Genomic DNA, 24,416 nt, shown 5'->3' with positions numbered 1-24,416 from the left:
CAGTACCCGCTATCTATTACCCAATACCCAATACCCATTCCTAATCCAACAAAAAACAGTGGATTGGTCACATCTTTGGCTGTATGTATCTCCCCCAATATTGGGTGGAATTATTGGCTATTTCACGAATGATATAGCTATCAAAATGCTATTTCGTCCCTACCGAGCAATTTATCTTGGGGGACGAAGAGTGCCATTCACACCCGGATTGATTCCTCGCAACCAGGAACGTTTGGCAAAGAATATTTCCGATACAATCATGGGGTCACTACTGACACCCGATGAATTGCAAAAATTGGCACGGCGTTTATTGAAAACCGAGCGTGTACAAGGTGCTATTCTCTGGTTGTTGCAACTTGCCATAGATCAAATTAAAACCGATACAGATAAGAAAAGCGCCAAAATTGTAGCGGGTATTTTGCGGGATTTGATAGGGGAATCATTACCTCGCTTACTCAAGGTGTTGGCAAGAAGAGAAGATTTTTTAGAAGCGCAAATTAATCAGATTTTTGATCAGATTCTACTGGAATTACAACTCAGTGAAGAACAAGCCAGCAGACTAGCCGATTGGTTTTTAGAAGTTGTTTTGCCGCCAGATGTGATCCGGCAAGCGATTGTAGATTTCTTAACCGATCGCACAATTCAAATTATTGACGAAAGCTTCCGAGAAAAAACCAGTGGTACTTATTGGGTAGTAGCAAATCTGTTTGGTTTACGTAACACTCTGACAAGGTTACGTACTTTTTGTCTAGACGAAAAAGAAGCAACTAATAATCGTTTAACAGAATTAATTCAAGATTTGCAGATGCGCGATCGCTTCAGAAAGATTTTGCAGGATTTAACATTGCAAAATTTACCAATCGGCACAGTCAGACAACTGCGAAAAACTACACGAGAAACTGTTCGTCAATATGTTCAAACCAGTGGTAGCGACTTACTACAAGGATTAACAGATTCTATCAACTGGGAAAATATCGCCGAATTGCTGTTAAATCGTCTGAGTAATTCACCAGTGGTTCTGAGTTCTTTAGAAGTCGTCAGCCAAGAATTAGCTTTAATTTTAGAACGATATTTAGAAAAAGATTTAGAGGCTATTGTTGCCCAGGTAATTCCTATTTTGTCCATAGATCAGGTAATTGTTGATCGCGTAAAATCAACTTCACCTGCTGATTTAGAAGCAGCAATTGAGGGAATTGTTAAAAACGAATTACAGGCAATTGTTAGTTTAGGTGGAATATTAGGCTTAATAGTCGGACTATTTCAAACAGCATTTTTCATTTTTAGCCAACAGTAAAGATTCCTATCTTCTTTCCCAGATACCTGGATTACAAACTATTGTAAACTGCTGATGTATCTCAAATATTGCAGTTATAAGGTGAAAATTCAGGTTTATGCAGGCAAATGTGTTTACTAATGTGATTTTGCCTTTAGCCCTAGCGATTATCATGCTGGGAATGGGGCTATCTTTGCAAATAGAAGACTTTAAACGTATCACTAAATATCCTAAAGCAGTCTCGATTGGTTCGGCAACTCAGCTAATTCTTTTACCAATCATGGGCTTTTTAGTTGCTAAAGTTGTGCCGATGCAGCCAGAAATTGCTGTGGGATTGGTCATCTTGTCTTTGTGTCCAGGCGGCCCTTCATCGAATATGATTACCTACCTCGCTCAAGGTGATGTGGCATTGTCGGTGACCCTGACTGTTGTCAGCAGTATGGTTACAATATTTACAATTCCTATATTTGCTAATTTAGCACTCCAGCATTTTTTGGGACAAACGGCAGCGATCGCCTTACCCATCGGTTCCACAATGCTACAAATATTTTTAATTACAATTGTGCCGATTGGGTTGGGAATGTATATCAAGCGCATCTTTCCCGAAACCGCCTTGCGCTTAGAAAAAGTAACTAATCGCTTGGCGATCGCTTTTTTGGCTTTAATTATTTTGATCCTGGTAATTCGTGAATGGAACCGTATCCCTGGCTTTCTTGTACAAGTGGGTCTGGGAGTAGTAATTTTGAATATCCTGGCTATGCTTTCGGGATGGTATATGAGTAAATTCTTTAAACTCAACATCCCTCAACAAATTTGTGTCGCCATAGAAGTGGGAATTCAAAACGGTACACTAGCGATCGCCATCACGGCTGGACTACTACAAAACGAAGACATGGCGATTCCTGCGGCTATTTATAGCTTGTTTATGAATCTCACGGCTTTCGCTGCCATTTACTATGGTAGAAAGTTATCCGCGACTAATTCTGTTAGTAATAATTTAGTTGGTAAAGTTTAGATTCATAACAAATTACTGTTGACCGTTAACTGTTGACTGTTGACTGTTGACTGTTGACTGTTGACTAATGACTAACAATCCCTGACCACTGCACTTTTTTCTGTTTTTCACGACGATAAGAGAAGAAATGCTCCGGGGTTTGGTATGTACAATAAGGAGCGATCGCTATTTGCTCTGGGCTAATACCTAAGTTTTCTAGCTGTAAAGCATTGACTCGTCTGACATCAACCCTCACCCTTCCTGGTTCTGGGTCGGCTAGTAAGGGTGAGTGGGGTAGCTCGTGTAATGAGTTGATGATTGTGTTAGCGTCATCATGTGATATGACGCTAGCCCCAATTTCGGCGGCGACATGGACAGAAACTTGGTAAACCTCACCGGCGATGGCTGGCCCCATTGCAATGCGTAAATCGGCTAACTGAGTGCCGTGTGTTTGCATCCGGGCGATCGCTTGGGGGACAATTTTCTGGGCTGTACCCCGCCAGCCGGCATGGAGTGCGGCGACTTGCCCAGTTTTCACGTCTCCAATCAACACGGGTGTACAGTCGGCGCTGGCTACCCAGATTGCTTGTAGGGGTTGGTGACTTAACAAACCATCGGCAGAGGCTAAAGCAGAATCATCCGTAGTGCCATCAGTTTGATTGTCAACTTCTTGCGGGGTGAGAACAGTATTGCCATGCACCTGCTTCAAGCGATATGCTGATGCTTCTGGGTGCAGCACCTTTGTTAATTCATGGGGCGATCGCGGCCAAAATTGCTGTGTAAAAAAGCCGTGCTGCCAATCTTTTAAGAGACTACAACTCAAGTAAGGTAGTCCTTCCCAATTGTGCCAGTGCCAAGTGTGCATCTTGAACCAAACCTAAACAGAAAATCACTCATCAGCCAATTAATGCTAACTTGATCAACGGGATTTCGGTGAATGGCTGGGGAATTTAATCAACAAAAATTAGAAGCGGCGCTGGAAACAGGGCGAAAGTATGGCTATTTACCATTTTCGCTGCATATTTTTTCTACTGTCGCCTCAACTAACAAAACCCTCTGGGGATTAATCGACCAAGGTGCAAGTACAGGTTCCGTAGTTATTGCCACACAACAAACAGCCGGACGGGGACAATGGGGTCGTCAGTGGGTTTCGCCAACGGGGGGATTATATGTTTCTGTAGCACTCACTCCCAAGATAGACGCAAATGCGAGTTATCAAATAACTTTAGCTACTGCTTGGGGAATTGCCTGTCAATTAAGGGAATCTGGGGTGAATGTGGGGATTAAATGGCCGAATGATTTAGTTTTGGAGGGGCGTAAATTAGGCGGAATTTTAACAGAAACAAAAGTCAGCCAAGGTCAGATTTCCCAAGCTGTCGTCGGTGTGGGTATTAACTGGTCGAATGCAGTACCAGAGACGGGAATTAACTTAGAATCATGGCAGGCTGACCAAATCCATAAACCCATATCTTGTCTAGAAACCTTAACCAGTAAGGTTTTACTGGGTATAGAGTCCGGTATGGTGTGCCTTTGCCAAGAAGGAATTAGCATACTCTTGTCTCGCTATTCAGAATTATTGGTGAATATGGGCGATCGCGTACATATCAAGGATCTTTCCGGTATTGTGGTGGGAGTTACGCCCCAGGGAGATTTACGCGTGTCTTTAGAAACAGATTGCGTAACTGACATCAAAACACCAGAACTTTATTTAGAACCCGGTACAATTAGTTTGGGTTATCGTAGGTCTTTAGGTACATATTAGGTTTGTTTAAAAAATCGCTCTTTGGGCTAGACAAACCACTGTCTTCATCTGTTTAGCAAAATTCAACATAAACGAGAGAACAAATGACGCAGCGCCATAACTCTGCCCATAACCATTTGCACCAACCACAGCAACAAGGTTTGACAACAAAACGTCTAGCTTATACCCTACCAGCACAAGGTCTGTGTTTGTTGAGTAGCGTTAGTCTTCTGAGTGGTGGATTAGTAGTCGCCCAAACGGAAACATCCATAGATAACATTGTTCCTACTATTGAAAATGCCCAGCCCACAGCAGGCACAGTTACTGTAAAAAAAGATATTGTCATACCGGAAGCATCACCAACTCAGCCAAAATTTTCCCAACGGCGAGCCTCTCTTAAGCAAAGACTACGCAAGCCAGAAGTAGCTGAAACCAGACGGTCTCAACCCAAGCCTGAGTCTACTGAACCTGTTTTTAGTGTGAGACAGTCCCAACCACAAGTAGAAACTTCCCGCGTTGCTCCCACTAAGAACCCAGAAGTTAAGCCCAAGGTAGCGGAAACTCCACGAGTTACCCCTATCAAAGACCCAGAAATCGCAACTCCCACACCTTCCCTTAGAGATAACCTTCCAGCTTTTGCCAAACCTGCTAACAATGGTGTTACGGCAGAGCAAACCAGGGATTTTAACAACGCTTATATTGACCCAAACGATTACAGTGATAAAACTGCGGGTACTTATCAAGCGCCAAATTCTGTAATCATTACAGAACGCTCCAGTGGTTGTCGTACTGTGCTGTCTTCAGGACAAGGGATTGGCAACGCCTGCGCTAAACCTACGGATAGACAGTCTGTAGCCAATTCCAGTGGCAAATCATCCCCCTCTTGGCTCAGAAGAAGTCAAAATGCTCAGTTAGCTACTGTAACCCCAGCCCGGCGACTCCTAGCTACTAACAACAATGCTAGATGGGGCAATTCTGGGGTCGCTGCTGGTAGTTCCACCAAAACCGCATATCGCCCCAATCGCTTTATTCCTAACCCCAGCAATTTCGTCAGCACAACAACAGTGAGCGCAACTCCCATTGCTCCCAGTGGTGGCACACTACCCCCACCAATGGCACAGGGTAACGTTGCTCCTCGCGTCAGCACCGTAGCTTACGACATCCCCTTGGCATCGGTATTACCACAAATTCCTTACGCCAATACCATCGCCTATCGTGGTACAGGCATGGTTTATCCTTTGGCTGTAGCTTCTCCCATCACTTCTATGTTCGGCTGGCGCGTCCACCCCATCACGGGTAATCAACGCTTCCACGCCGGCACTGATTTAGGTGCGCCTACAGGTACGCCTGTTTTAGCAGCCGCCAGAGGTCAAGTAGCGACTTCTGATTGGGTGGGTGGTTATGGTTTAACAGTTATCCTCAATCATGGTTCTGCTCAACAAACCCTATACGGGCATTTGTCAGAATTACTAGTCCAACCAGGACAATGGGTAGAACCAGGAACTGTAATTGGACGAGTCGGTAGCACGGGTAACTCCACAGGGCCTCACCTCCACTTTGAAGTGCGCCACCTGACACAAAACGGATGGGTGGCTGTTGACCCTGGTGTACAGTTACAGATTGCCCTCAGCCAATTGCTCAACAATTCACGTACAGCGCGAGCTATTCGGGATTAGGGATTAGTGGGTTGCTTAGATCCCCGACTTCTTGAAGAAGTCGGGGATCTGACGACCATTAACCACTAAAGTATTACAAATACCCGTGTTCTAAGAGAAAAGCAGGCGTAATATCTGTATCTGTGGTGCGACGTTGACCGGGTTGGAGAAATTTTTCGACGTACTTGCCTAAGATATCCCCTTCCAAATTTACCAAGCTGCCAGGGACAAGATAACGGAGATTAGTCTCAGCGTAAGTAAGAGGAATAACTGCCACGGTAAACTGAGATAATTCAGGCTCGTAGGCAGCTACAGTGAGACTAATGCCATTGACAGTAATGCTACCCTTGGGGACAATGTAACGTGCGATCGCTTCCGGTGCAGTAAAGGTCATTTCCCACGAACTGGCTGTCTGTTCAAACCCTAGCAATTGACCTACGCCATCTACATGACCCATGACAAAATGACCGCCGACTTTACCACCAACTCTTAAGGAAGTTTCTAGGTTGACGTATCCTTGTTGTGTTTGCTCAGTTCCTAGAGTGGTGCGGCGCAAAGTTTCCGGGGAAGCTGAGGCGATAAACCCATCTTTCAAAATTTCTTCCACTGTTAAGCAAACACCATCTACCGCAACACTGTCACCGTAAGCCAGATCCTGCATAATTGATAATGACTGACTCACACAAGTAATCTGCCAAGAATCGCCCCCTAAAGGTTTGATTGTTCCTAATGCCTGTACTAATCCTGTAAACACGGCTTTTTTGTCAAACTAACTTTATTTATTACTTAATTTTGCCGAAAATCCACTGGTAATTCTCACAAGAATGGCAAAAATTCTGAGTATATTTTCTGACTCTATTTATTATAAGGTTATTAACACAATTACATCTTTCACAAGGCATACTTGGTTAAGAAGGTTATTGTCTACAAAGACCCATTTTCCATTACTCTGGTGTTCACCAACAGTTCGGAGTTTAATAGAGGCAATTATAGAAAACAATGACTATGTTTATTCCTGCTGTTACTTACCCAATAAGGGGTATTATTTATCACTTATCCTTGATAACTCAAAGGATGATAGAGGCTTAGTCAATGATTGAAATGAAAGTCGCTGGCATAGCATTAGATGCCATAACCCGCAGCCCCATCGTCTTGCTGAAAGACGCTTCCGATCGCCGAGCATTACCAATTTATATTGGTCAGGAACAGGCTAGGGCAATTATGGGCGCACTGGAGAATCAAAAGCCTCCCCGTCCCTTAACCCACGACCTGATTGTTAATATTCTAGAGGCGTGGAACATGACTCTGGAAAAGGTAATTATCCATTCCTTGCAAAAAGATACATTTTATGCTGCCTTAATAGTCCAGCAAGGTGAAGTCAAGAAAGAAATCGATGCACGTCCCAGTGATGCGATCGCTGTTGCTCTCCGTACAAATACACCCATTTGGGTGATGGAAGAAGTAATCGCTGATGCCTCCATTCCTGTAGACCGTGACGCTGATGAAGCAGAACAAGAAGCCTTTCGGGAATTTATTTCCAATCTTCGTCCTGAGGATTTAATTAAGCGCTTTGGTAATGGTGACAGCTAGACAAAGTGTTTAGCCATAAATTGGGGAATTTTGAGGAAAAAGGACGCAAAAATTAGCATGAAAAAGCAATTTTCTGGTAATAATTTTTGTTAGTACTTAAAACTTTTAGAGAGAAGATTCATCATCTGATACTCAGGAATCAAAACGGGCGGAATATTCTGCCACCGATGTAAGCGCACTATGCCCACAAGGCTATACTGCACTCAAACTATGCTCTACCGACGCTTTGGCAAAACTAATCTGCACCTCTCGGTTTTTTCTTTAGGGACAATGCGCTACTTGGCTGATAGCAAAAATGTGCAGCAAACTATTGCCACAGCTTTAGCATTAGGAATTAATCATATAGAAACAGCCAGAGGTTATGGTAAAAGTGAGGAGTATTTTGGCCAAGCAATCAAAGTCGGTTTATCTGTAGCTCGTTCCCAACTTTACGTAACTACCAAAATTCCACCAACATCTGATGCTGACAGTATGCGTCGGTACATCGATGAATCCCTGGAACGATTGAATTTAGATTATCTGGATTGTCTAGGAATTCACGGCTTAAATACTTGGGAACATCTGGAGTGGGTACAAGCCAAAGGTGGCTGTATGAAAGCCGTCGAGGAAGCGATTAACGACGGCCGAATTAGACACGTTGGCTTCTCTACCCACGGATCATTAGAGATAATTCAAGCTGCAATTAACACAGATTTTTTTGAATTCGTTAATCTCCATTATTACTATTTCTTTCAAAGAAATGCCCCAGCCATCAAGCTAGCATCTGAAAAAGATATGGGCATTTTTATTATCTCCCCAGCCGATAAGGGAGGAAAACTTTACACAGCACCCCAAACCCTCAAAGATTTGTGTCAGCCTTTTTCACCTTTAGAATTAAACTATAGATTTCTATTAAGTGATCAACGGATTACTACCTTGAGTGTAGGGCCAGCCACTCCAGAAGAATTAGTAGAACCCCTACAAGTAGCTAATTATGACGGTAAGTTAACATCAGTAGAAATTGCTACTTTTGAGCATTTAGAAAATCATCAGAAAACAGTTTTAGGAACTGAACAGTGTAGCCAGTGCTATGCTTGTTTACCTTGTCCAGAAAAAATCAATATTCCTGAAGTTCTTAGGTTACGAAATTTGGCAGTGGCATACAACATGACAGATTACGGACAATACCGTTATGGAATGTTTGAAAATGCCGGTCACTGGTTCCCAGGTATGAAAGCTAACCGTTGTACAGAATGCGGTGATTGTTTACCTCTGTGTCCAGAAAATTTAGATATTCCTTCTTTATTAGAAGATGCCCACAATCGATTAAATGGCAAAGCGGGGAGAAGGTTGTGGGGATAACTCCTAATTCTTAATTCGTAGTTAAATAATTATGCAAATAACAAGATGAAGTTTGCGGTTGGAGAGCCGAAAGGAAAAATTGATACTGTCAAAAGCACAGACATTTGTCGAATGGTTGAAGATTTTGTATAAACTCTGATTTTTTGGTGGCTAAAAATGGCGATCGCTCTTGTTTGTCACCATCAAATCCCCAGTTCTTTGATGTCTGCATTAAATGCTAATAATTCCTAAAAAGGAAAGCAATTATTAGAGTTAGCTAGACGCATAAATAACTCTTATTCCTGCAATCAACTACTTTTTTGCTGAAATTATTGCTTCTAGTTAGCAATAGATATTTTTTCATATAAATACTGTGTCTGTTGTGATTTCCATATATATCTATCTTTAGACAGATTTACAAAGGTTATTTTCTTATCAACTGAAATGTTGGCATAAATTAATTGCAACAAAATTATAAATAAATGTCGCATTTACGAAAAATATTGTTATATTAATTTACATACGGCAACAATCCTTATCAAAATTAATTTGGAGTGCCACCCATGACAGACACAACAAAAATCTCTGCTTCAGTAGTTGAAGACCGTAATTCTTGGCGCTGGGGCTTTACTCCCCAAGCTGAAATCTGGAACGGTCGCCTAGCAATGATTGGCTTTTTAGCAGCCACATTAATCGAACTGTTCTCTGGCCAAGGCTTCCTACATTTCTGGGGAATTCTGTAATTCCTAGAAAATATAGATAATAAAAGATAAACAAAAAAACCTAGAAGTGTATTAACACTTCTAGGTTTTTAAGTTATTTGTCAGTGGTCAATAGTAAAAACAACCGAACACTGACAACTGACTAGCGAATATATTCTTTCAGAACACTGTTGCGGTTGGGGTGGCGTAATTTACGGAGAGCTTTGGCTTCAATTTGCCGAATCCGTTCGCGGGTGACGTTGAAGATTTGCCCAATTTCCTCTAAGGTCTTCATACGACCATCATCTAAACCATAGCGTAGACGGAGAACATCGCGTTCACGAGGGCTGAGGCTATCGAGGACTTTTTCTAAATCTTCCCGTAACAGGTTTTTAGAAACTTGGTCTTCTGGGGTTTCGCCGTCTGATTCGATAAAATCACCTAAGCGGGAATCTTCTTCTTTACCAATGGGTGTTTCTAGTGAAATTGGTAACTGAGCAGATTTAGCGATGAACCGCAGTTTCTCGATGGTCATTTCCATGCGAGTAGCGATTTCTTCTTCCGTAGGTTTGCGTCCCATTTCTTGAGACAGCAATTTAGTGGTTTTCTTGATCCGGGAGATGGTTTCGTAGAGGTGGACTGGTAGTCGGATAGTGCGGGATTGGTCGGCGATCGCTCTAGTGATAGCCTGACGAATCCACCAAGTAGCGTAGGTGGAGAATTTATAACCTTTCTCATGGTCAAACTTCTCAGCCGCACGAATCAAACCAAGGCTACCTTCCTGAATCAAGTCTTGGAATGATAAGCCACGATTCATATACTTCTTGGCAATTGAAACCACAAGGCGCAAGTTTGATTGCACCATCTTATCTTTTGCTCTGCGGCCAATGTGCAAGCGATAACGAAAAGCTGGCAAGGGCAATTGTACGGCTTCTGCCCATTCACTGTCACGGGGATCACGTTCTAACTTTTCTGACAGTCGCTCCCGCACCCGTTCTAATTCTAATAAGTCAGCGATTTTTCTAGCAAGTTCAATTTCTTCATCTGCCCGCAACAAACGAATTCGACCAATTTCTTGCAAATACAGACGAATAGAATCTTCTGTGTAGTGCTTTTTCTTGCTTTGTGTCCGACGACGCGACTTAGCGGCTTTTCCAGACTTTGCGTCGTCCTCATCAGTCTGAGGCTCTAAAAACTCATCAATGTCGCCATCATCAGCGAGCAACAAATCCTCATCTTCTTCAATGAGGAGGTCATCTAACTCGATTTCAGGCTGATTCATTATTTCTAGGTCAGGCTGATAAATGCTATCGAGTACGTTGTTAGCCTGGTTCATGCCGCGTTCCTCATGCTCCTTGCAGAATCAATTACTCAAGATGGTTTTACTGCTCTTTTTAAAACGAGCTAGTTAACAACCGAAGATAGGGTTTTAAGTTGATTTCCCTGATCTTTTTCGGACGTTTTGTTCCTCATAAAAGAGAAACTTCTGGCTGAGTGTGAAAAGTCACATTAAGTGCTGACTTACTCATTTGGTTACAAACCAAAAGTGTTGCCTTCGCATATCACTGTTAACTGGCTTGTCTGAAAAAACTGGTCTTGATAAAAAAATCACCCCTTCATAACAAATGATTTATGACTGTCGGCATATTTTCCTACAAAGACTCTTCCGATTGTAGCCTGTTTCACAGAAATTGCACTCTTTTTGTGTGTTAATCATGAACTGATTAAGTAGGGTCAAGGCTCCAATATCAAAAAGATATTGTAAATGGTAGTAATCCCCTTAAATTTTCTCTAAAGCTTCTTGCAATTGCTGTGGCATTATCTTTACATTCTCAGGAAATTAAAGTTGCCTTCATACAATTTCTGGTATTGTGTGAAACATAAATTACTTAGAAACAGTGTACTTCAAGTTAACTGAGGCAAGAATTATGAACGCACCCATTTTTACATTTCCTTCATAAATAAATTAGTCCGGAGAATTGAGTAGGTCTTCCAACAATGTGCATAGAGCCAGAGAGATAATCCTTCTTTTCAGAAACTTAACTTTTTGCGTGTTCATCACAGTTAGCTCGTAGTAAAAGGTATGAGCTAACTTGCCAAACGACTAGCGGTTGAGATTTCGCAAATTAGGTCTTATTCACACATTAGCGTATCGCCGAGATTTTCAACCTCTGAATCTTGACAAACTCTTGTTATTGTATCCAACGATATTTTAATCAATTCAAAAGGACTTTGACATTTAAAATTACAGATATTTGTCTACTTAAGGCAAAACTTTATCGAATACAGACAAAATATGTAACATTCTCAAAGACGAAATAGTAATATAGCAACAGCCTAATAGCAGGATATTATCTAATGCTAGCAGCGTCTTGTGTAAATAGAAGTCAAGCGAATTGATGAGATTGGATACTTTTAACTGTTTGACTTGATATGAGAAAAGTGTGAAATAAACTACGTTAGTTTTCAACAGGATTTATTATCTTGTGAAATTCAATCCTTAAGCATAGTCAGGCTCACGTGACAGGCAAGAAGAGATTGAGCTTTGCTCTGCAAGCTTAACAAATGCTTTTTTGGTCTGTGGCTAGCATCAACCCGTGACTCAAAAACTTTATATTTATGTATATTACTTAGATAAATGATAAAAAATTTACAATAATTGTATAATATACTTGGCTGTGAGTAAATTTTGTGCATCGGTATATGCAGAAAAAGTGATGATTGTGCTTAATATTCTTTATGTATCCTATCAAACATTTTTCCCGAACTAATAAAAAGACCAAAAATTTTTCTATACAGGATTGGTAAAAAGTGATAAATGCTGTAAAGCCCTGGGGATATAGTTGCGCTCAAAGAGGTAGCGGGGCAATGATCAATGTACTGATAAGAATTTATTTCTCAGCTATTCTGCTTTTAAGCTGCATAATCCATCGTGAGGTTTGTTGACTGTTGACTGTTAACGGTCAACAGTCAACAGCCCTTGTTAGTAGTTATGCAATTTAGGCGGGTATTGGCTTATATTTTCTCTGCTACCTCTGCCCCTCGATTATCTATTGTGGTGTCGGTGTTGTGTTGGCATTGTTGGGAACATTGGGGGGCAAGATAACTTTGTCTACGACATGAACGATACCGTTGCTAGCTGGTATATCTGCTTGAGTGACTCTAGCGCCATTGACGGTAACTGTGTTATTGGTAGGGTCAACGTTGATGGTAACGGGGCTACCTTCAACTGTTTTGACTTGTCCAGATTTGAGTTGGTTTGAAGTAAAGGTGCCTGGAAGGACGTGATAGGCTAACAGTTTCACTAATTGCTGTTTGTTGGCTGGTTGAAGAAGGTTATTTAAGGTGTTTTTTGGTAAAGCAGCGAAAGCAGCGTCTGTGGGGGCAAATACTGTATAGGGTCCTGGGGCAGCTAACTGATCAGTTAAACCTGCGGCTTTTACTGCCTGTATTAATGTTGTAAACTGTCCTTGATTTGCTGCTGAATTGGCGAGTTCTCCCAGGTTACGATCCTCCGTGGTGTTATTTGGTGTTGTGGGGCTGGGAGTTGGGGTGAGAGGAGGAACCGTTGATACGGGCGTTGACGCATCAGGGGGAACTGTAGCGGTGGGGGTTTCTGTAGTCGGTTGAGCGCAGGCAGATAGCGCTGTTAGACTAATCGCACCGAAAATTTTGAAAAAGGTTTTTCCTAGCAAGCTGTTAGTTGCCGGCATGGTTTTATGGTGACTTTATTAGATCAAGAATTAATGACAATAGTCATGAAATTTATGTGGTGTTCCCTCATCCCAATGGCGTAGTTTGGAGATTGAGCATGGGGGATGGAGAACTACAGGAATCTGATTTGATTGTGTTTGCTACACCGAACATAATCAAATCGTATTTCTATATACTTGGAAATTATTTATACTGAAACACACTAGCAAACCATCAATTTTGGATAAGTTATTTTTTGGTGTTCCCTGATCAAGTTGTTAAGGCTCATGAAAAGGCCGGCTAATCATCTAGTTGGTGGGTAATATTGTGGATTCATCATTGGAGCGGGATAACTATTAGATATGGGAGGGGCAATTGATGGATTTATGGGTGTATTGGTGGCTGGAGAAGCCATGACTGGCGAAGGATAAGCAGTTGCGGGTAAATTACTAGTCGTATTACTAGGTGTTGGCTCACTTTGGCTAAACTGTTGGTAAGCTGCACGAGAAATTGAGCTAATAAGTTTTTCGGCACGGGGATCATTATTGGGGCGTTGTACCATGACAGCAACTACATAACGCTTCCCCGTAGGTGTATCAATTAACCCGGCATCTGCCAACATGGTACCTATGTCACCGGTTTTATGGTAAACTCTGGCACCTGCCCCTAAACCGGAGGGTAAGAGATTATCTCGCTCTGTCTGACGCATGATATCGAGAATTTGATCACGCGATCGCATACTCACCAAATTACCCTGACTTACCATAGTCATAATGTTTCCCAACTCTTTGGGACTGGTGGTGTTTGTCCCTGGTAGGTCTGGTAATATATTGCGAATGACTGTACTTGTCAATCCCCAACTACGAAAACGCTCGTTCAGTGCTTCCATGCCTCCCAGTCGGGCAATCAGCATATTAGTAGCTGTATTGTCGCTAATGGTGATCATTTTCGTAGCAACTTCCAAGGCAGCGTACTGAGTTCCGGCTGGTTTATATTGAAAATTCCCTGAACCCCCTGCGACCATTTCCTGTTGCATGGTCAGCAATTCATCCAAGCGGATTTTACCAGCATCCACATCTTGGAAAAAAGCGACAAGAATCGGGATTTTAATTGTGCTGGCGGCAGGTAAAGCATTAGCAGCATTGATATCTACATAACCTCCTGTGTCTAAATCTACCAAGAAGACTCCAGGGCTAAGGTTAGGAGTAGCAGTAGCCAATTGCTGCACAACATTTTTGAGAGGCGTAATTTCTTGAGTCAAGTATAAACCTGCTGGTGGGGTAGGTTTTGACTGAGTTTGTCCTGTGTTACCGGTGTTAGATGGAGTAGAAACAGGAACCATGCGAGTGGCGGGGTCTAAAACTGACAAAACTGTACCGACGATCGCACCAATACCCACTCCGACAATTAATAAGCGTATAGCATACAAAATGGCTCTGGCCATTGGTTTTAATCTAGTCTTCCGTGATACTCGTCTACCGATTTGGGGCATCGGCTGCTTCTGCGCTCGTACTGTTCTGACTTTTACATTGTTGGGGTTGAAGGGGGGTATCGGCCCTTTGGCTGTGGGAATGGGTTTGACTACACTGGGCATAACCAATCCTTGTTTGGGTCTGCGACCCCCAACAGCGACAGGGGGGGGTGTAGCGTTATTCTGAGAGCGCGTGATTACGGCTGCACCAGCACCAGCGCGCTGCTGGTTAGGAACTTTGACTTTTTTCGATTCTGCCTTTTGGACTTTACGCGATCGCTGGCGGCGGTTGACGGGTTGTCGCCGCGAAAAATCTCTTAGTTTGTCACTTGACTCTGACACTGCCACTCCTTGTGACCCACTCAAATTGTTTTCTGCCGACTCCCGATTCAAAACTTACGCCATCGGCTGGTTGAATTGGGGATTGGGGATTGGGAAAGAAACATTGTCATCTATTGGTTGTAGGCTTTTCCCCATTGGGAAAATAATGGATAGGAGCTATAGGCAAATTCATAGACTTGAGCTAACCTCTTTCCAGTCCCCAGTACCCAATCCCTAACTAGTAGTAACATTTTTGTGTTTAGTTTAAGCCATATTAAATATTTTGGGGAATACTTGCGTAAATATTAGACAATGAATTATACCAAATTGGGAAACAATGTCTCTGGGCATAATTACGAACTACACATCACGCTGGTTGTCAATTGCCCATTCTATCTGTCGTAGAATGCCGCGAAGCATTCCTACTTCATGAGTTTGCAGGTAGGCACGGTTATATAGTTGGCGAAATTTTTCCATACGGCTGGTTGCTGTATGAGGATATAAATAGCCAATTCTTAGTAGTAAGGATTCTAATTGTTGATAGTAGGCCTCCATAAACTCTAAAGGCGCAAACTCAGTTTCGCTGATTGCTTGAGTTTCAGGGGGTGTGAGATTTTGTGCTAGTTCGTAGCAGCAGATCCCGACAGATGTAGCCAGATTCAAAGACAGATAATCGGGGCTGGTGGGAATGCGAATAAATCTTTGGGCGTAAATTAATTCTTCATTGCTTAAACCCCTGTCTTCTCTACCAAAAATCAGCGCAGAGGGTTGACTGGTTTCTTCTAATAACCAAGGTAGGGCTATTCTGGGGGTTTCTAGCGTTAGACCCCTATCATTATCGCGGCCTGTAGTGGCGATCGCCCGCACACACCCATGTAAGGCTTCTGGTAAAGTTGGGATTGTAATAGCAGATTCTAAAATTTCTTTGGCATGGACTGCCATTCTCATTGCTTCTTCCGATAGTGGATCGCATTGGGGATTAACTAATACTAGCTGTGCTAACCCAAAATTTTTCATAACTCTGGCGATCGCACCTACGTTCAATGGCCCGGCTGGTTCTACCAACACGATTCTGACACCAGCCAATCCCATTATTTACCCCCTATTATCTCAACCAAGCTATCGGTTAAATATCATCAATGATTGTAGCTTTAGGCAACTGCACATGAATCAATTCAAAATACTTTACGGGAAGCTAAAGCTACAAAATAAAAAATTGATTCACAAAAATCGCACTTGTGACGGGCGGCAATTATTTAACTTCTAGCTTACATTAAGGAAGTTGTGTATATATTTGCACCATCATGAAGGTTTCTGGGCGTTTTGTGCTGTCTGTGTTTCTATTCATCACCGCAGCAGCTTGTAACCAGACTAGCGCCTCATTAGATAATTCTCCACCACAAGAAGCATCTACTTCTGCGGCTCAATTGGCACAAAATCCGACAGAAGGGAAAAACCTCATCCCTACGGAAAAATTTTCACCTACACCTATCCGCATTGACTTACAGAATTTACCAGCGCCCTTTGCTACAGATAGTGCATCTAAAGCCCCGCAAGTTGTGCCGATTCCGCAAAAACCAGTTCTGAAAGTCCCAGCCGGGTTTACAGTTAATGTTTTTGCCGAAGGTTTAGACGCACCTCGCTGGCTGGCTTTGACTCCCAGTGGTGATGTATTGGTGACGGAAACTAGACAAAACCGGATTCGTTTATTGCGTGATACTAACGGTGATGGGGTAGCTGATGTCCGCCAGACTTTTGCTAGCAAAGACAATGGGTTGAACATTCCCTTTGGGATGGCGTTTGCTGGTAATTCCTTCTTTTTAGGTAATACTGATGAGGTTTTACAGTTTCCCTACACCGAAGGACAGCAACAACTAACTGGCACTGGTAAAAAAATTGCTGACCTCCCTGGTGGTGGTTACAATCAACACTGGACTCGTAATGTGGTTGCATCACCCGACGGTAATAAACTATATGTTTCCGTTGGTTCTCGTTCCAATGTGGATGAAGAAGAACTACCAAGGGCTTCTGTACAGGTAATGAACTTGGATGGTTCTCAAAAGCAGACTTTTGCCTTTGGCTTACGTAACCCAGTTGGTCTTGACTTTCATCCTGTGACTAAAGAACTTTATACGACCGTGAACGAAAGGGATGGAATTGGTGATGATTTAGTTCCAGACTACCTGACACGGATTCGCCAGGGTGAATTTTATGGCTGGCCTTATGCTTACTTTACTCCCGAAAACCTCGACCCTCGGCAAAAGACCGGCGATCAAAGTAAACGTCCAGATTTAGCCGCTCGTACTCGTACACCGGATGTATTATTTCAAGCACACTCAGCTGCTTTGGGCTTGCAATTTTATGATGGTAAAACTTTTCCCCAAAGATATCGTAACGGTGCTTTTGTCGCTTTTCGGGGTTCTTGGAATCGCGATCGCGGTACTGGTTACAAATTAGTATTTGTTCCCTTTAATAGCCAAGGAAGACCGCAAGGTTACTATGAAGATTTTCTCACGGGATTTTTACTAGACCCTGCTGTACCAACCACTTGGGGGCGACCTGTAGGTTTACTTGTATTACCTGACGGCAGTTTATTAGTTACGGAGGAAGCAAACGATCGCATTTACCGAATTCAGTATACAGGGGGTTAGGGATTGGAGAGAAAAACAGGAATTATTCTATGTTTAAATTTAGATACAATTTATGGCCTAGAGTAAAGTGAGAGCAGTAGTAATCATCAGATAATATTGTGCATCTTGCTCTTAGTTTTCTCTGGTTTAAGTTAGATCACCTGAAAACATTAATAATCTTTTAGCTGAGAAGTTTGGTTATGACTCAGAGTGAAAACAATGGTCAGTTAGATGCTAATGATTCTTCCTCACACTCAGGTTCACGTTACTGGGGTAATGTGGAGGTAATTGAAGAGGGAGAGAGCTATAGAATTAGTCGCATTGAAATCAAGCCTAGACATGGTATTAAACCCCAAATCCACTATCACCGTAATGAACATTGGGTGGTAGTCTCTGGTGTTGCTAAGGTGACTTGTGGCGATGATGAGGTTTTGCTGGGTCGGAATCAGTCAACTTATGTACCAGCAGCAACGCTACATAAAGTAGAAAACCCAGGGTCTATCCCATTAGTAATTCTAGAAATTCAAAATGGTGAATATTTAGGCGAGGACGATACCGAGCGTCCATATGACTTAAATTTGGTTAAGCCTGGGGTTGAGAATAAGTAAGGGTCAGTTGTCAGTTGTCAGTTGTCATTCTGCTTACTTCCCCAGATCCCTGCTGCTCCCTGAATTGAAAGGGGTGTATTGGTGATCAACTCCTTACACCTCTACACCCTTACACCCCTACACCCCTACACCCTAAAACCAGCCTTCTTGTTCTAAGGTTTCAATGAGTTGCAAGCCACGGGGGTCGCCTACACCCAATAATGAGGCTTTAGCATCTTCGCGCACGCCTAAATCCTTGTCTTCGGCGAAGGCTTGAATTAAAGCATCGATCGCTGTGGCATAAACTATGTTAGAAGGCAGTTCTTTACACAATTGCCCAATTGACCAAGCGCTGTTACTCCGCACGGCGGCTACTGTATCTTGTACGAGAGCTTCAATAAGTGGTGGGATTGCGCCAACGATCGCTTCATAACCAACTTCTGTCATTTGGGCTAAGGCGCTAGCAGACCAAAGACGCACGGCGGAAATATCTGTTCTGAGAGCATCGGCTAAGGGTGCTAAACAACGGCGATCGCGGCAGTTACCTAAAGCCCAAACAACACCTTTTCTGACATAGCCATTCCAATCTCGATACAGTTGGGCAATTAACGGTTCAACTGCATCTGCGCTGGGATTTCTCCCAATGCCATAGGATGCACTCACTCGTACTAAAGGACAGTTATCACTCAAAAGACGAATCAAAATTGGCGTGGCGCGTGAGTCTTCGATATCGCAAAAAGCACGAGCCGCTAGCATCCGTTTTTGTGGTTGCGGATTGTCTAGAAGCGCTAGCATTTCATCTGGGTCAGGCTTTGGTATTTCTGACTCAGCCGTAATCGGTTCTATCTTATCTAAGGGGCTTTCTAACTCCTCCTCGATATCGAGTAGGCTTAGTTCTTCTTCGTCATACATATTTCTCTTGCACGCGCGAGTGAGATTTATATAAACTCCCCGTGCTGATTATTTAAAGCTTTGTTGTTATGGGTTAAATCATTGTACACTTTCTGATCCATCTCACACCCGATGAATTTGCAATTAGTAAGACTGTTAATTGATGACTGTTGACTGCTGACTGTTGACTAATTAATTTTCTTGACCATCCAGAGGGATTGGGTTTGATAACCTAAGTAATTGTAAAGATTTAAGGCTGGGGGATTGGATTGAAATACTTGTAATCCGATTTGGCGATCGCCTCTTTGCTTCGCCCAATTCTCTGCATATTGCATTAATGCTGTAGCAATCCCTTTGCGTCGATGTTCGGGAAGAACGTACAGCAGAAAAATATGAGCATGGCGATCGCCTTTTATTTGATCTATGGCATTTCCCATCCACAGGCAAGCCACGGGGGATAGGGGGGAATAATTCTTTGTTTCTCCCCCATCTCCCCCCAGTTCCTCACCCAAAAAATCAACCCACCACAAAGGTGTGTCTTTAGAGAAATATTGCTCAACTGTAATTGCTAGGTGAGCAAAGTCTGATTGTTGGGGGAACAACTCTTGGTAAGTACGCTGGATGAATTTGACGAGTTGCGATCGCTCCAAGGTTGAGCCGCGTCGAATATGATATCCGGGTATTAGTAATTCAGGATTAGTCAATTGTCATTAGTCGTTGGTCATTTCTTCTGAGACGTTGCACTGCAACGTCTGTAGTTTTCCTGGTTCAAAATGCTTCAAGAAAGTGCTATTGGGTCATTACCGATAGGTACGAAACTGACACCTACCTCTTCAATGGGTGCTGGTGCAGCCATATCTGAGGGTAAGAAGATGCGGGCGCTGACTGCGACTAGGGCAAATATAAATACTAGTACTACTAGTAAGGGGGCGATGTATTGTCTGAATATAGCCATATTTTGATGTGTGATTAGATTAGCTGGTGTTAGACGACCTAATCAAAGATTTGTAAATTTTACTTGACTTATTTTAGCTATATTTGAGCATAACAAACCAAAGATTCAGGACTTACGCACCCAGGTTGTCTGTTGAGACTGGGTGTAAGGGCTTTAAATATTTACACCCCTACACCCCTACACCCCTACACCCCTACACCCTTGTCCAAACCCTTGATTTTGAGGTTTCATACGTAATTAACGAGTGTCGCGGTCTAAATCATCCAGAACTCTTTCGCAGTACCAGTTGTCTGGCATCCCTGGATAGTTTTGCCTTGCTTGGTCTATTAATCGTTCTGCTGCTTCTACATCACCGGATAATCGGGAAATGAGTTTATTTTTGAGATGATTTTCGGGTATTGTTGTAGTTTGCGTTTGTGTTTCTAGCTGAGTGGGCAGTTCTGTGGGTATTACTTGCGTTTGTTCCCGCTTCAATTGCCAGAACAATACATAATATAAGGTGCCAAAAATCAAGATGAGGCTGACTGTTCCGAAAAAGGTTAGGAGGTTGAAGGCTAAAAAACCTAAAACTAACTGTGAAAGAACATAGCCGAGTAACAAACCTGTGAGTAAGAGAATAAATGTGCCGACGATAATCACTACTTGGTTTCCCATACATCCTCGTCATCAAGTCCTGGTCTATTTATTGCCACTGGTTTAGGATTCCAAGGGGCGACAACAGGCAAAAGCAGCAATCCAGGTAACGCTGCTGCTAGAGTAAGCAAGAAAAATGCAGGCCAGCCTGTGGTTTTAGCCAAATCTCCTGCTGGTGCGGATAAAACGTCTCTACTAATAGCCATTAAGCTAGAGAATAAAGCGAATTGAGTAGTAGTAAAGCGATGGTTACAAAGGTTCATTAAGAACGCTACTGTAGCAACTGTGACTAATCCTGCACTGAAGTTTTCGATATTCACTGCCAAGACTAGAAGTGAATAATTTTTGCCAGCAATGGCTAGTGCATAATAACCTAAGTTGCTCAGTAATTGAAGAATACCAAAGATCCACAAACTGCGATTGAGGCGGATTTTTGTCATGATGACACCACCGGCTAATACGCCGATAGTTGTGGCAATAAACCCTATACCAGCCTGAATTGCCCCAATCTCAGTTTTAGTAAAGGCAATTTCTCGCAGAAACAAGTTGGCGGTAATGCCTACTAGGGAGTCACCTAGTTTATATAGGATGATGAAAATCAGGATGACGCTGGCTTGAGTTAAGCCAAATCTGTGAAAAAATTCTTTGAAAGGTAGAAAAATAGCGGCTTGCAAATTTTGGGGAGGACTATCTTCTGTGACTTCTCCTAATAGTTCTGTGGGTAATAACCAGGATGTGACAATCCAAGCAATTATTAAACTTGCTAATAACCAATAAAATACAGGCAGAGCAATATACCCAACGAAAACACCGCCAATTAATCCAGCAACTAGGACTGTAATTAAGACGATAAAAATAACGTCTTTAACAGATATAGGCGCATATTTTTCAGTAGCGTTGCGGATTTCTGGCTCTGGAGGCGACCACAAGGTAGTCAAGATACTCCCCGCCATGAAAACAGCCATGAGTAAGTAAACGCTATTCCAAGGAATATAGTCGGCTAAAACTATCGCTAGGGAACTGGTGATAAACAAGGCGATGCGATAACCTAGCACCCAAACTGATGCTCCAGGTTCAGCTTCGAGGGGGTTTAAAATATCGGTACGGTAGGCATCTCCGGCGATGTCTTGGGTAGCGCTCAAAAAAGTAATGATGAGACAGTTGATAGCCAGGATTTGCAGTACTTGGTCACTTTGAGATGGTTGTTGTAATGCTAAGGCAGCGATCGCTAATGTTAACCCAATTTGGGTGCATATTAACCAACCCCGTCTAGCTCCTAACAGTGGTGGGACAAATCTATCCAATAAGGGCGACCACAGAAATTTTAGGGAATAAGGCAAAGCCAACAACCCAAATAAAGTGATTTTTCCCAAATCAACTTTGGCATCCTGCATCCATAGCTGTAATGTTCTACTGGTCAAAAACAAAGGCAATCCCGATGCAAAACCTAGCAGTAGTAGCGCTCCCATTTTGCGACTTTGAAAGGCTTGTCGCAGTGCTTGAACTTCTCTCATCGTTTATACTTTTCCTTTTCACCAGAGCGCATTGCCGTTATATTGCCATAGTTACAGTGTGATTTCATAATTTGAAAAAAATTGCCATTATTCTTCCCAATCTTCAAGCTGTAGTCCATTAATCCGACTAAATTCTCGCGTATTGTGTGTGACCAATATAAAATTTCTGGCTATTGCGCTCGTAGCAATTTGTAAATCATAAGGGCCTATTGGTGTACCACTAACAGCTAAATCAGCACGAATTTTTCCGGCTATTTTTGCCATTTCCGAATCCCATAAGATAATATTAAATTGACTAAAAAATCTTTCTAATATTTCTAGATTACTCTCAGTTTTTAAACTGCGGTAAGCACCGTAATAAAGTTCCAATTGGGTTATGGTCGAAATAAAAATATCCTCTGGCTGTTGATTTGCAAGACGATTAATTACCGTAGTGTTACTACCATTGATTAAACGAATACAGACATTTGTATCGAGAAGATAAGTCAAAATATCTGCTCCCTAGTTTCATATTCTCCCTGGTCTGGTCGTTCTAGTGCTTCTCCTACCCAACCCCCAATTACTTCTTCAAAGAAACCAGGCATCCAGCCTCGTTTTTGTGGCGAAACTTCTTGAATAGTTACTGTCACTTCAATTTCTGTATTTGCCATTTCTACGGGAATATCAAGATGTAAAATCCCATCTGCTCCAATATGAGATCGGATATTAATACTTTGCATAATTGTTTGTCCTTTGAATAGTGTTAATAACTTTCACAATCTTCAGGGTTTTCTTAATCTTCTTGAATCACATGAATTTCATGTCCCCTAATTTCTACACCATGAGCAGCGAGGCATTTTTCCCAACCTTCACGAGTGCCAATTTCGCTTTTCTGTTGGAGTAGCCCTAATTCTTGCTCTTGTTGGGTGAGTTTAGCAAATTGTTCATAAAGGGGATAGTTGGCAGTAACAAAAGTTTCTTTACGGTGCAGGACTGGTGGATTGGCTCTGGTACTATAGTCGCGGTGAGTTACATACAAAGTTTTTAAGTCAATTGTGATACTGGCTTTTAAGGACGGGTGGGGGTCTGTGTCGAATTCTGGATAGAACAAGTAGGATATTTGCGGTTGGTCGGTGTAATATTTGATCAGCGTAGCCCCATCGACACGCCCAATGGTACGGCTCGCACAACCTTCGTAAATTCGTAGCAAGGGGTCGAGGGCTGCTAATGCAGAAACGTGGACGTATAAAGCGCCCCGTGTGTGCTTACCGATTTTGCTTTTTTCACAGGCTGTCTGGACGACTTTTGGTTTACCTAAACTAAAGAGTTTTTGGTCGGCGACATTACAGGCTTCCTCGTAGCTACCAAAGAAAGCTTTGATGTCGTGGCGCATTTCTGGCGCTAGTTGGGAGAATTTGGGACGTTTATCAAAGTGAGTGAGGGCAAGGTAAACTTGAATATCTAAAGAACGACGGTAGGCGATCGCATCCCATTCTGCCTCATCGGTGGCTTGCAGGACAACTGCGAAAGCCCGGCGAAAGTTACCAAATTCGCTTAGTAATTCTTGTGCGGTGGCTAATTCTCCTTTTACTGGCAGTCTACCGCGTTTGGTGAAAAATTCCATGAGGGGCGCAAGTTGTTCCTGGTAGTCTTCAAAGCGTTTGACAGGAATGCGGACTCGCGGTGTAGAAGTGCGAGAAAAGAAACGGATGGCTTTGAAGCTTTCTTTTTCGGCTTCATCACGGAAAACGAAATAAACGCCAAGCGCCACAGGGACAGCATCAACGTTTAAAACTTCATCGATATATTTTTTCAGTTCTTGTTGTTCGTAATATTTTTGAAAAGTATTCCGACTGGTGACAATACCGTCACTGTAAGCCAGTTGGGCTTTACTGGGGGCGTTAATTAAAACTTGCGCCGCGACGATTAAAACGTTGCGGGTGAGTTCCCAGGCTTGAATGAGGCTTTGGCGGCGTTCTTCTTGGTCTTCGATGACGTTGAGGACGTAACCCAAATTCACCACATCGGCGGGGGTAGTGGCTGCATCAGGATAGTAGTAAGGATCCCAACCTGTACTGGTGTAGCCAAGATTAGCTACACGCTGGACATCGCCACCATAACCACAGCCGTAGTCAAAAAAAGTCTTGTCTGGGTTGAGGATTGCCCATTCTATAGCCAATCGTACAGGACGAGAGATTTCCGTGCGAGCGATCGCAGCTCGATGACGTTCGATTTCTACAGTTTCCGACATAATAACCCCTTGTTTTCGGGATACTACGTGTAGTTTGCTTCCCCGGTGGGGTAAGCTAATGCGCGGCTAAATTGTATAACTACTAACAAGGGGTGTTAACTGTTAACAATCAACGGTCAACAGTTAACAGTTAACACCCCTCACGATGGATTGTACAACTTAAAAGCAGAACAGCTTAGGAGGAATGCAAATTTATAGATTTAGCATCACACAATAT

24 protein-coding genes are annotated in these 24,416 nt (G+C 42.7%); 9 read left to right on the top strand and 15 right to left on the bottom strand.

Annotation, left to right across the window (positions count from 1 at the left end):
• Positions 1–58 precede the first annotated feature (58 nt).
• Both H6G14_RS02340 and H6G14_RS02335 read left to right on the top strand, forming a co-directional pair.
• Entirely contained in the window at positions 59–1,294 is a 1,236-nt protein-coding gene (locus H6G14_RS02340; RefSeq protein WP_190565551.1) for a DUF445 family protein, read from the top strand.
• Positions 1,295–1,391: 97 nt separating this feature from the next.
• Positions 1,392–2,288, top strand: a complete 897-nt coding sequence (locus H6G14_RS02335; RefSeq protein WP_190565550.1) for a bile acid:sodium symporter family protein — start codon at positions 1,392–1,394, stop codon at positions 2,286–2,288.
• A 64-nt stretch (positions 2,289–2,352) separates the two neighbouring features.
• Here H6G14_RS02335 and pgeF read toward each other — a convergent pair whose 3' ends face one another.
• Positions 2,353–3,132 (bottom strand): peptidoglycan editing factor PgeF, encoded by a 780-nt coding sequence (gene pgeF, locus H6G14_RS02330; RefSeq protein ID WP_190565549.1) that lies wholly within the window; start codon positions 3,130–3,132, stop codon positions 2,353–2,355.
• A gap of 72 nt (positions 3,133–3,204) precedes the next feature.
• Here pgeF and H6G14_RS02325 point away from each other — a divergent pair, with 72 nt between their 5' ends.
• The gene (locus tag H6G14_RS02325) at positions 3,205–4,029 is read left to right on the top strand and encodes a biotin--[acetyl-CoA-carboxylase] ligase (RefSeq protein ID WP_190565548.1); all 825 of its coding nucleotides are present in this window, start codon (positions 3,205–3,207) and stop codon (positions 4,027–4,029) included.
• Positions 4,030–4,112: 83 nt separating this feature from the next.
• On the top strand, positions 4,113–5,684 hold the full coding sequence (locus tag H6G14_RS02320) for a M23 family metallopeptidase (RefSeq protein WP_190565547.1): 1,572 nt from the start codon (positions 4,113–4,115) through the stop codon (positions 5,682–5,684).
• 73 nt (positions 5,685–5,757) lie between these two features.
• Here the strand turns inward: H6G14_RS02320 and H6G14_RS02315 are convergent, their stop codons facing one another.
• The gene (locus tag H6G14_RS02315; RefSeq protein WP_190565546.1) at positions 5,758–6,417 is read right to left on the bottom strand and encodes a riboflavin synthase; all 660 of its coding nucleotides are present in this window, start codon (positions 6,415–6,417) and stop codon (positions 5,758–5,760) included.
• Positions 6,418–6,755: 338 nt separating this feature from the next.
• Between H6G14_RS02315 and H6G14_RS02310 the strand changes: the two genes are divergently transcribed.
• Both H6G14_RS02310 and H6G14_RS02305 read left to right on the top strand, forming a co-directional pair.
• A complete protein-coding gene (locus H6G14_RS02310; protein WP_190565545.1) occupies positions 6,756–7,253 on the top strand; it encodes a bifunctional nuclease family protein in 498 nt (165 codons plus the stop codon).
• A 210-nt stretch (positions 7,254–7,463) separates the two neighbouring features.
• Entirely contained in the window at positions 7,464–8,594 is a 1,131-nt protein-coding gene (locus H6G14_RS02305) for an aldo/keto reductase (protein WP_190565544.1), read from the top strand.
• A gap of 88 nt (positions 8,595–8,682) precedes the next feature.
• Here the strand turns inward: H6G14_RS02305 and H6G14_RS33960 are convergent, their stop codons facing one another.
• Positions 8,683–8,805, bottom strand: coding sequence for a hypothetical protein (locus H6G14_RS33960; RefSeq protein ID WP_277884296.1), 123 nt, complete (start codon positions 8,803–8,805; stop codon positions 8,683–8,685).
• Between the two features lie 331 nt (positions 8,806–9,136).
• On the opposite strand from H6G14_RS33960, the gene H6G14_RS02300 reads away from it, so the two are divergent.
• Positions 9,137–9,316, top strand: coding sequence for a chlorophyll a/b-binding protein (locus H6G14_RS02300; protein ID WP_010999386.1), 180 nt, complete (start codon positions 9,137–9,139; stop codon positions 9,314–9,316).
• A 121-nt stretch (positions 9,317–9,437) separates the two neighbouring features.
• Here the strand turns inward: H6G14_RS02300 and rpoD are convergent, their stop codons facing one another.
• The 4 genes from rpoD to H6G14_RS02280 form a co-directional block, all read right to left on the bottom strand.
• Entirely contained in the window at positions 9,438–10,610 is a 1,173-nt protein-coding gene (rpoD, locus tag H6G14_RS02295) for an RNA polymerase sigma factor RpoD (RefSeq protein WP_010999387.1), read from the bottom strand.
• Between the two features lie 1,714 nt (positions 10,611–12,324).
• A complete protein-coding gene (locus tag H6G14_RS02290) occupies positions 12,325–12,987 on the bottom strand; it encodes a fasciclin domain-containing protein (RefSeq protein WP_190565543.1) in 663 nt (220 codons plus the stop codon).
• 284 nt (positions 12,988–13,271) lie between these two features.
• Positions 13,272–14,780 carry a serine hydrolase gene (locus H6G14_RS02285; protein WP_338421176.1) on the bottom strand — a complete coding sequence of 503 codons (1,509 nt, stop codon included), beginning with the start codon at positions 14,778–14,780 and terminating at the stop codon, positions 13,272–13,274.
• 339 nt (positions 14,781–15,119) lie between these two features.
• The gene (locus H6G14_RS02280) at positions 15,120–15,851 is read right to left on the bottom strand and encodes an RNA methyltransferase (RefSeq protein ID WP_190565542.1); all 732 of its coding nucleotides are present in this window, start codon (positions 15,849–15,851) and stop codon (positions 15,120–15,122) included.
• Positions 15,852–16,063: 212 nt separating this feature from the next.
• Here H6G14_RS02280 and H6G14_RS02275 point away from each other — a divergent pair, with 212 nt between their 5' ends.
• Together H6G14_RS02275 and H6G14_RS02270 are read left to right on the top strand one after the other, a co-directional pair.
• A complete protein-coding gene (locus H6G14_RS02275) occupies positions 16,064–17,410 on the top strand; it encodes a PQQ-dependent sugar dehydrogenase (protein WP_190565541.1) in 1,347 nt (448 codons plus the stop codon).
• A 179-nt stretch (positions 17,411–17,589) separates the two neighbouring features.
• Positions 17,590–17,997 carry a phosphomannose isomerase type II C-terminal cupin domain gene (locus H6G14_RS02270; RefSeq protein ID WP_190565540.1) on the top strand — a complete coding sequence of 136 codons (408 nt, stop codon included), beginning with the start codon at positions 17,590–17,592 and terminating at the stop codon, positions 17,995–17,997.
• A gap of 132 nt (positions 17,998–18,129) precedes the next feature.
• Here H6G14_RS02270 and H6G14_RS02265 read toward each other — a convergent pair whose 3' ends face one another.
• From H6G14_RS02265 to H6G14_RS02230, 8 genes are all read right to left on the bottom strand, one after another.
• Complete coding sequence (locus H6G14_RS02265; RefSeq protein ID WP_190565539.1) at positions 18,130–18,888, bottom strand: HEAT repeat domain-containing protein; 759 nt, start codon at positions 18,886–18,888, stop codon at positions 18,130–18,132.
• A gap of 167 nt (positions 18,889–19,055) precedes the next feature.
• Positions 19,056–19,571, bottom strand: coding sequence for a GNAT family N-acetyltransferase (locus tag H6G14_RS02260; protein WP_199326009.1), 516 nt, complete (start codon positions 19,569–19,571; stop codon positions 19,056–19,058).
• A gap of 74 nt (positions 19,572–19,645) precedes the next feature.
• The gene (locus H6G14_RS02255; RefSeq protein WP_190565538.1) at positions 19,646–19,822 is read right to left on the bottom strand and encodes a hypothetical protein; all 177 of its coding nucleotides are present in this window, start codon (positions 19,820–19,822) and stop codon (positions 19,646–19,648) included.
• Positions 19,823–20,059: 237 nt separating this feature from the next.
• On the bottom strand, positions 20,060–20,476 hold the full coding sequence (locus H6G14_RS02250) for an ABC transporter permease (protein ID WP_190565537.1): 417 nt from the start codon (positions 20,474–20,476) through the stop codon (positions 20,060–20,062).
• On the bottom strand, positions 20,461–21,969 hold the full coding sequence (locus tag H6G14_RS02245) for an AmpG family muropeptide MFS transporter (RefSeq protein WP_190565536.1): 1,509 nt from the start codon (positions 21,967–21,969) through the stop codon (positions 20,461–20,463). The genes H6G14_RS02250 and H6G14_RS02245 overlap by 16 nt, the downstream gene beginning before the upstream one ends.
• Before the next feature lie 87 nt (positions 21,970–22,056).
• A complete protein-coding gene (gene vapC / locus H6G14_RS02240) occupies positions 22,057–22,458 on the bottom strand; it encodes a type II toxin-antitoxin system tRNA(fMet)-specific endonuclease VapC (RefSeq protein ID WP_190565535.1) in 402 nt (133 codons plus the stop codon).
• The gene (locus H6G14_RS02235) at positions 22,455–22,688 is read right to left on the bottom strand and encodes a hypothetical protein (protein ID WP_190565534.1); all 234 of its coding nucleotides are present in this window, start codon (positions 22,686–22,688) and stop codon (positions 22,455–22,457) included. Before H6G14_RS02235 ends, vapC begins: the two co-directional genes overlap by 4 nt.
• Before the next feature lie 53 nt (positions 22,689–22,741).
• A complete protein-coding gene (locus tag H6G14_RS02230; RefSeq protein WP_190565533.1) occupies positions 22,742–24,199 on the bottom strand; it encodes a DNA phosphorothioation-associated putative methyltransferase in 1,458 nt (485 codons plus the stop codon).
• Positions 24,200–24,416: the final 217 nt, after the last annotated feature.

The organism is Nostoc parmelioides FACHB-3921, from assembly GCF_014696625.1.
Classification (GTDB): Bacteria; Cyanobacteriota; Cyanobacteriia; order Cyanobacteriales; family Nostocaceae; genus Trichormus; species Trichormus parmelioides.
Note: the sequence above shows the minus strand (reverse complement) of the source record. Positions and strands in the feature narration are given on the sequence as shown.

Bases quoted from the DNA above. Each gene is read 5' to 3' on its own strand.
- H6G14_RS02335 (WP_190565550.1), top strand. From the start codon at position 1,392: ATGCAGGCAAATGTGTTTACTAATGTGATTTTGCCTTTAGCCCTAGCG.
- H6G14_RS02270 (WP_190565540.1), top strand. From the start codon at position 17,590: ATGACTCAGAGTGAAAACAATGGTCAGTTAGATGCTAATGATTCTTCC.
- H6G14_RS02280 (WP_190565542.1), bottom strand. From the start codon at position 15,851: ATGGGATTGGCTGGTGTCAGAATCGTGTTGGTAGAACCAGCCGGGCCA.
- rpoD (WP_010999387.1), bottom strand. From the start codon at position 10,610: ATGAACCAGGCTAACAACGTACTCGATAGCATTTATCAGCCTGACCTA.
- H6G14_RS02300 (WP_010999386.1), top strand. From the start codon at position 9,137: ATGACAGACACAACAAAAATCTCTGCTTCAGTAGTTGAAGACCGTAAT.
- H6G14_RS02275 (WP_190565541.1), top strand. From the start codon at position 16,064: ATGAAGGTTTCTGGGCGTTTTGTGCTGTCTGTGTTTCTATTCATCACC.
- H6G14_RS02290 (WP_190565543.1), bottom strand. From the start codon at position 12,987: ATGCCGGCAACTAACAGCTTGCTAGGAAAAACCTTTTTCAAAATTTTC.
- H6G14_RS02235 (WP_190565534.1), bottom strand. From the start codon at position 22,688: ATGCAAAGTATTAATATCCGATCTCATATTGGAGCAGATGGGATTTTA.
- H6G14_RS02250 (WP_190565537.1), bottom strand. From the start codon at position 20,476: ATGGGAAACCAAGTAGTGATTATCGTCGGCACATTTATTCTCTTACTC.
- H6G14_RS02305 (WP_190565544.1), top strand. From the start codon at position 7,464: ATGCTCTACCGACGCTTTGGCAAAACTAATCTGCACCTCTCGGTTTTT.
- H6G14_RS02245 (WP_190565536.1), bottom strand. From the start codon at position 21,969: ATGAGAGAAGTTCAAGCACTGCGACAAGCCTTTCAAAGTCGCAAAATG.
- H6G14_RS02325 (WP_190565548.1), top strand. From the start codon at position 3,205: ATGGCTGGGGAATTTAATCAACAAAAATTAGAAGCGGCGCTGGAAACA.
- H6G14_RS02230 (WP_190565533.1), bottom strand. From the start codon at position 24,199: ATGTCGGAAACTGTAGAAATCGAACGTCATCGAGCTGCGATCGCTCGC.
- pgeF (WP_190565549.1), bottom strand. From the start codon at position 3,132: ATGCACACTTGGCACTGGCACAATTGGGAAGGACTACCTTACTTGAGT.
- H6G14_RS02265 (WP_190565539.1), bottom strand. From the start codon at position 18,888: ATGTATGACGAAGAAGAACTAAGCCTACTCGATATCGAGGAGGAGTTA.
- H6G14_RS02320 (WP_190565547.1), top strand. From the start codon at position 4,113: ATGACGCAGCGCCATAACTCTGCCCATAACCATTTGCACCAACCACAG.
- H6G14_RS33960 (WP_277884296.1), bottom strand. From the start codon at position 8,805: ATGCAGACATCAAAGAACTGGGGATTTGATGGTGACAAACAAGAGCGA.
- H6G14_RS02310 (WP_190565545.1), top strand. From the start codon at position 6,756: ATGATTGAAATGAAAGTCGCTGGCATAGCATTAGATGCCATAACCCGC.
- H6G14_RS02255 (WP_190565538.1), bottom strand. From the start codon at position 19,822: ATGGCTATATTCAGACAATACATCGCCCCCTTACTAGTAGTACTAGTA.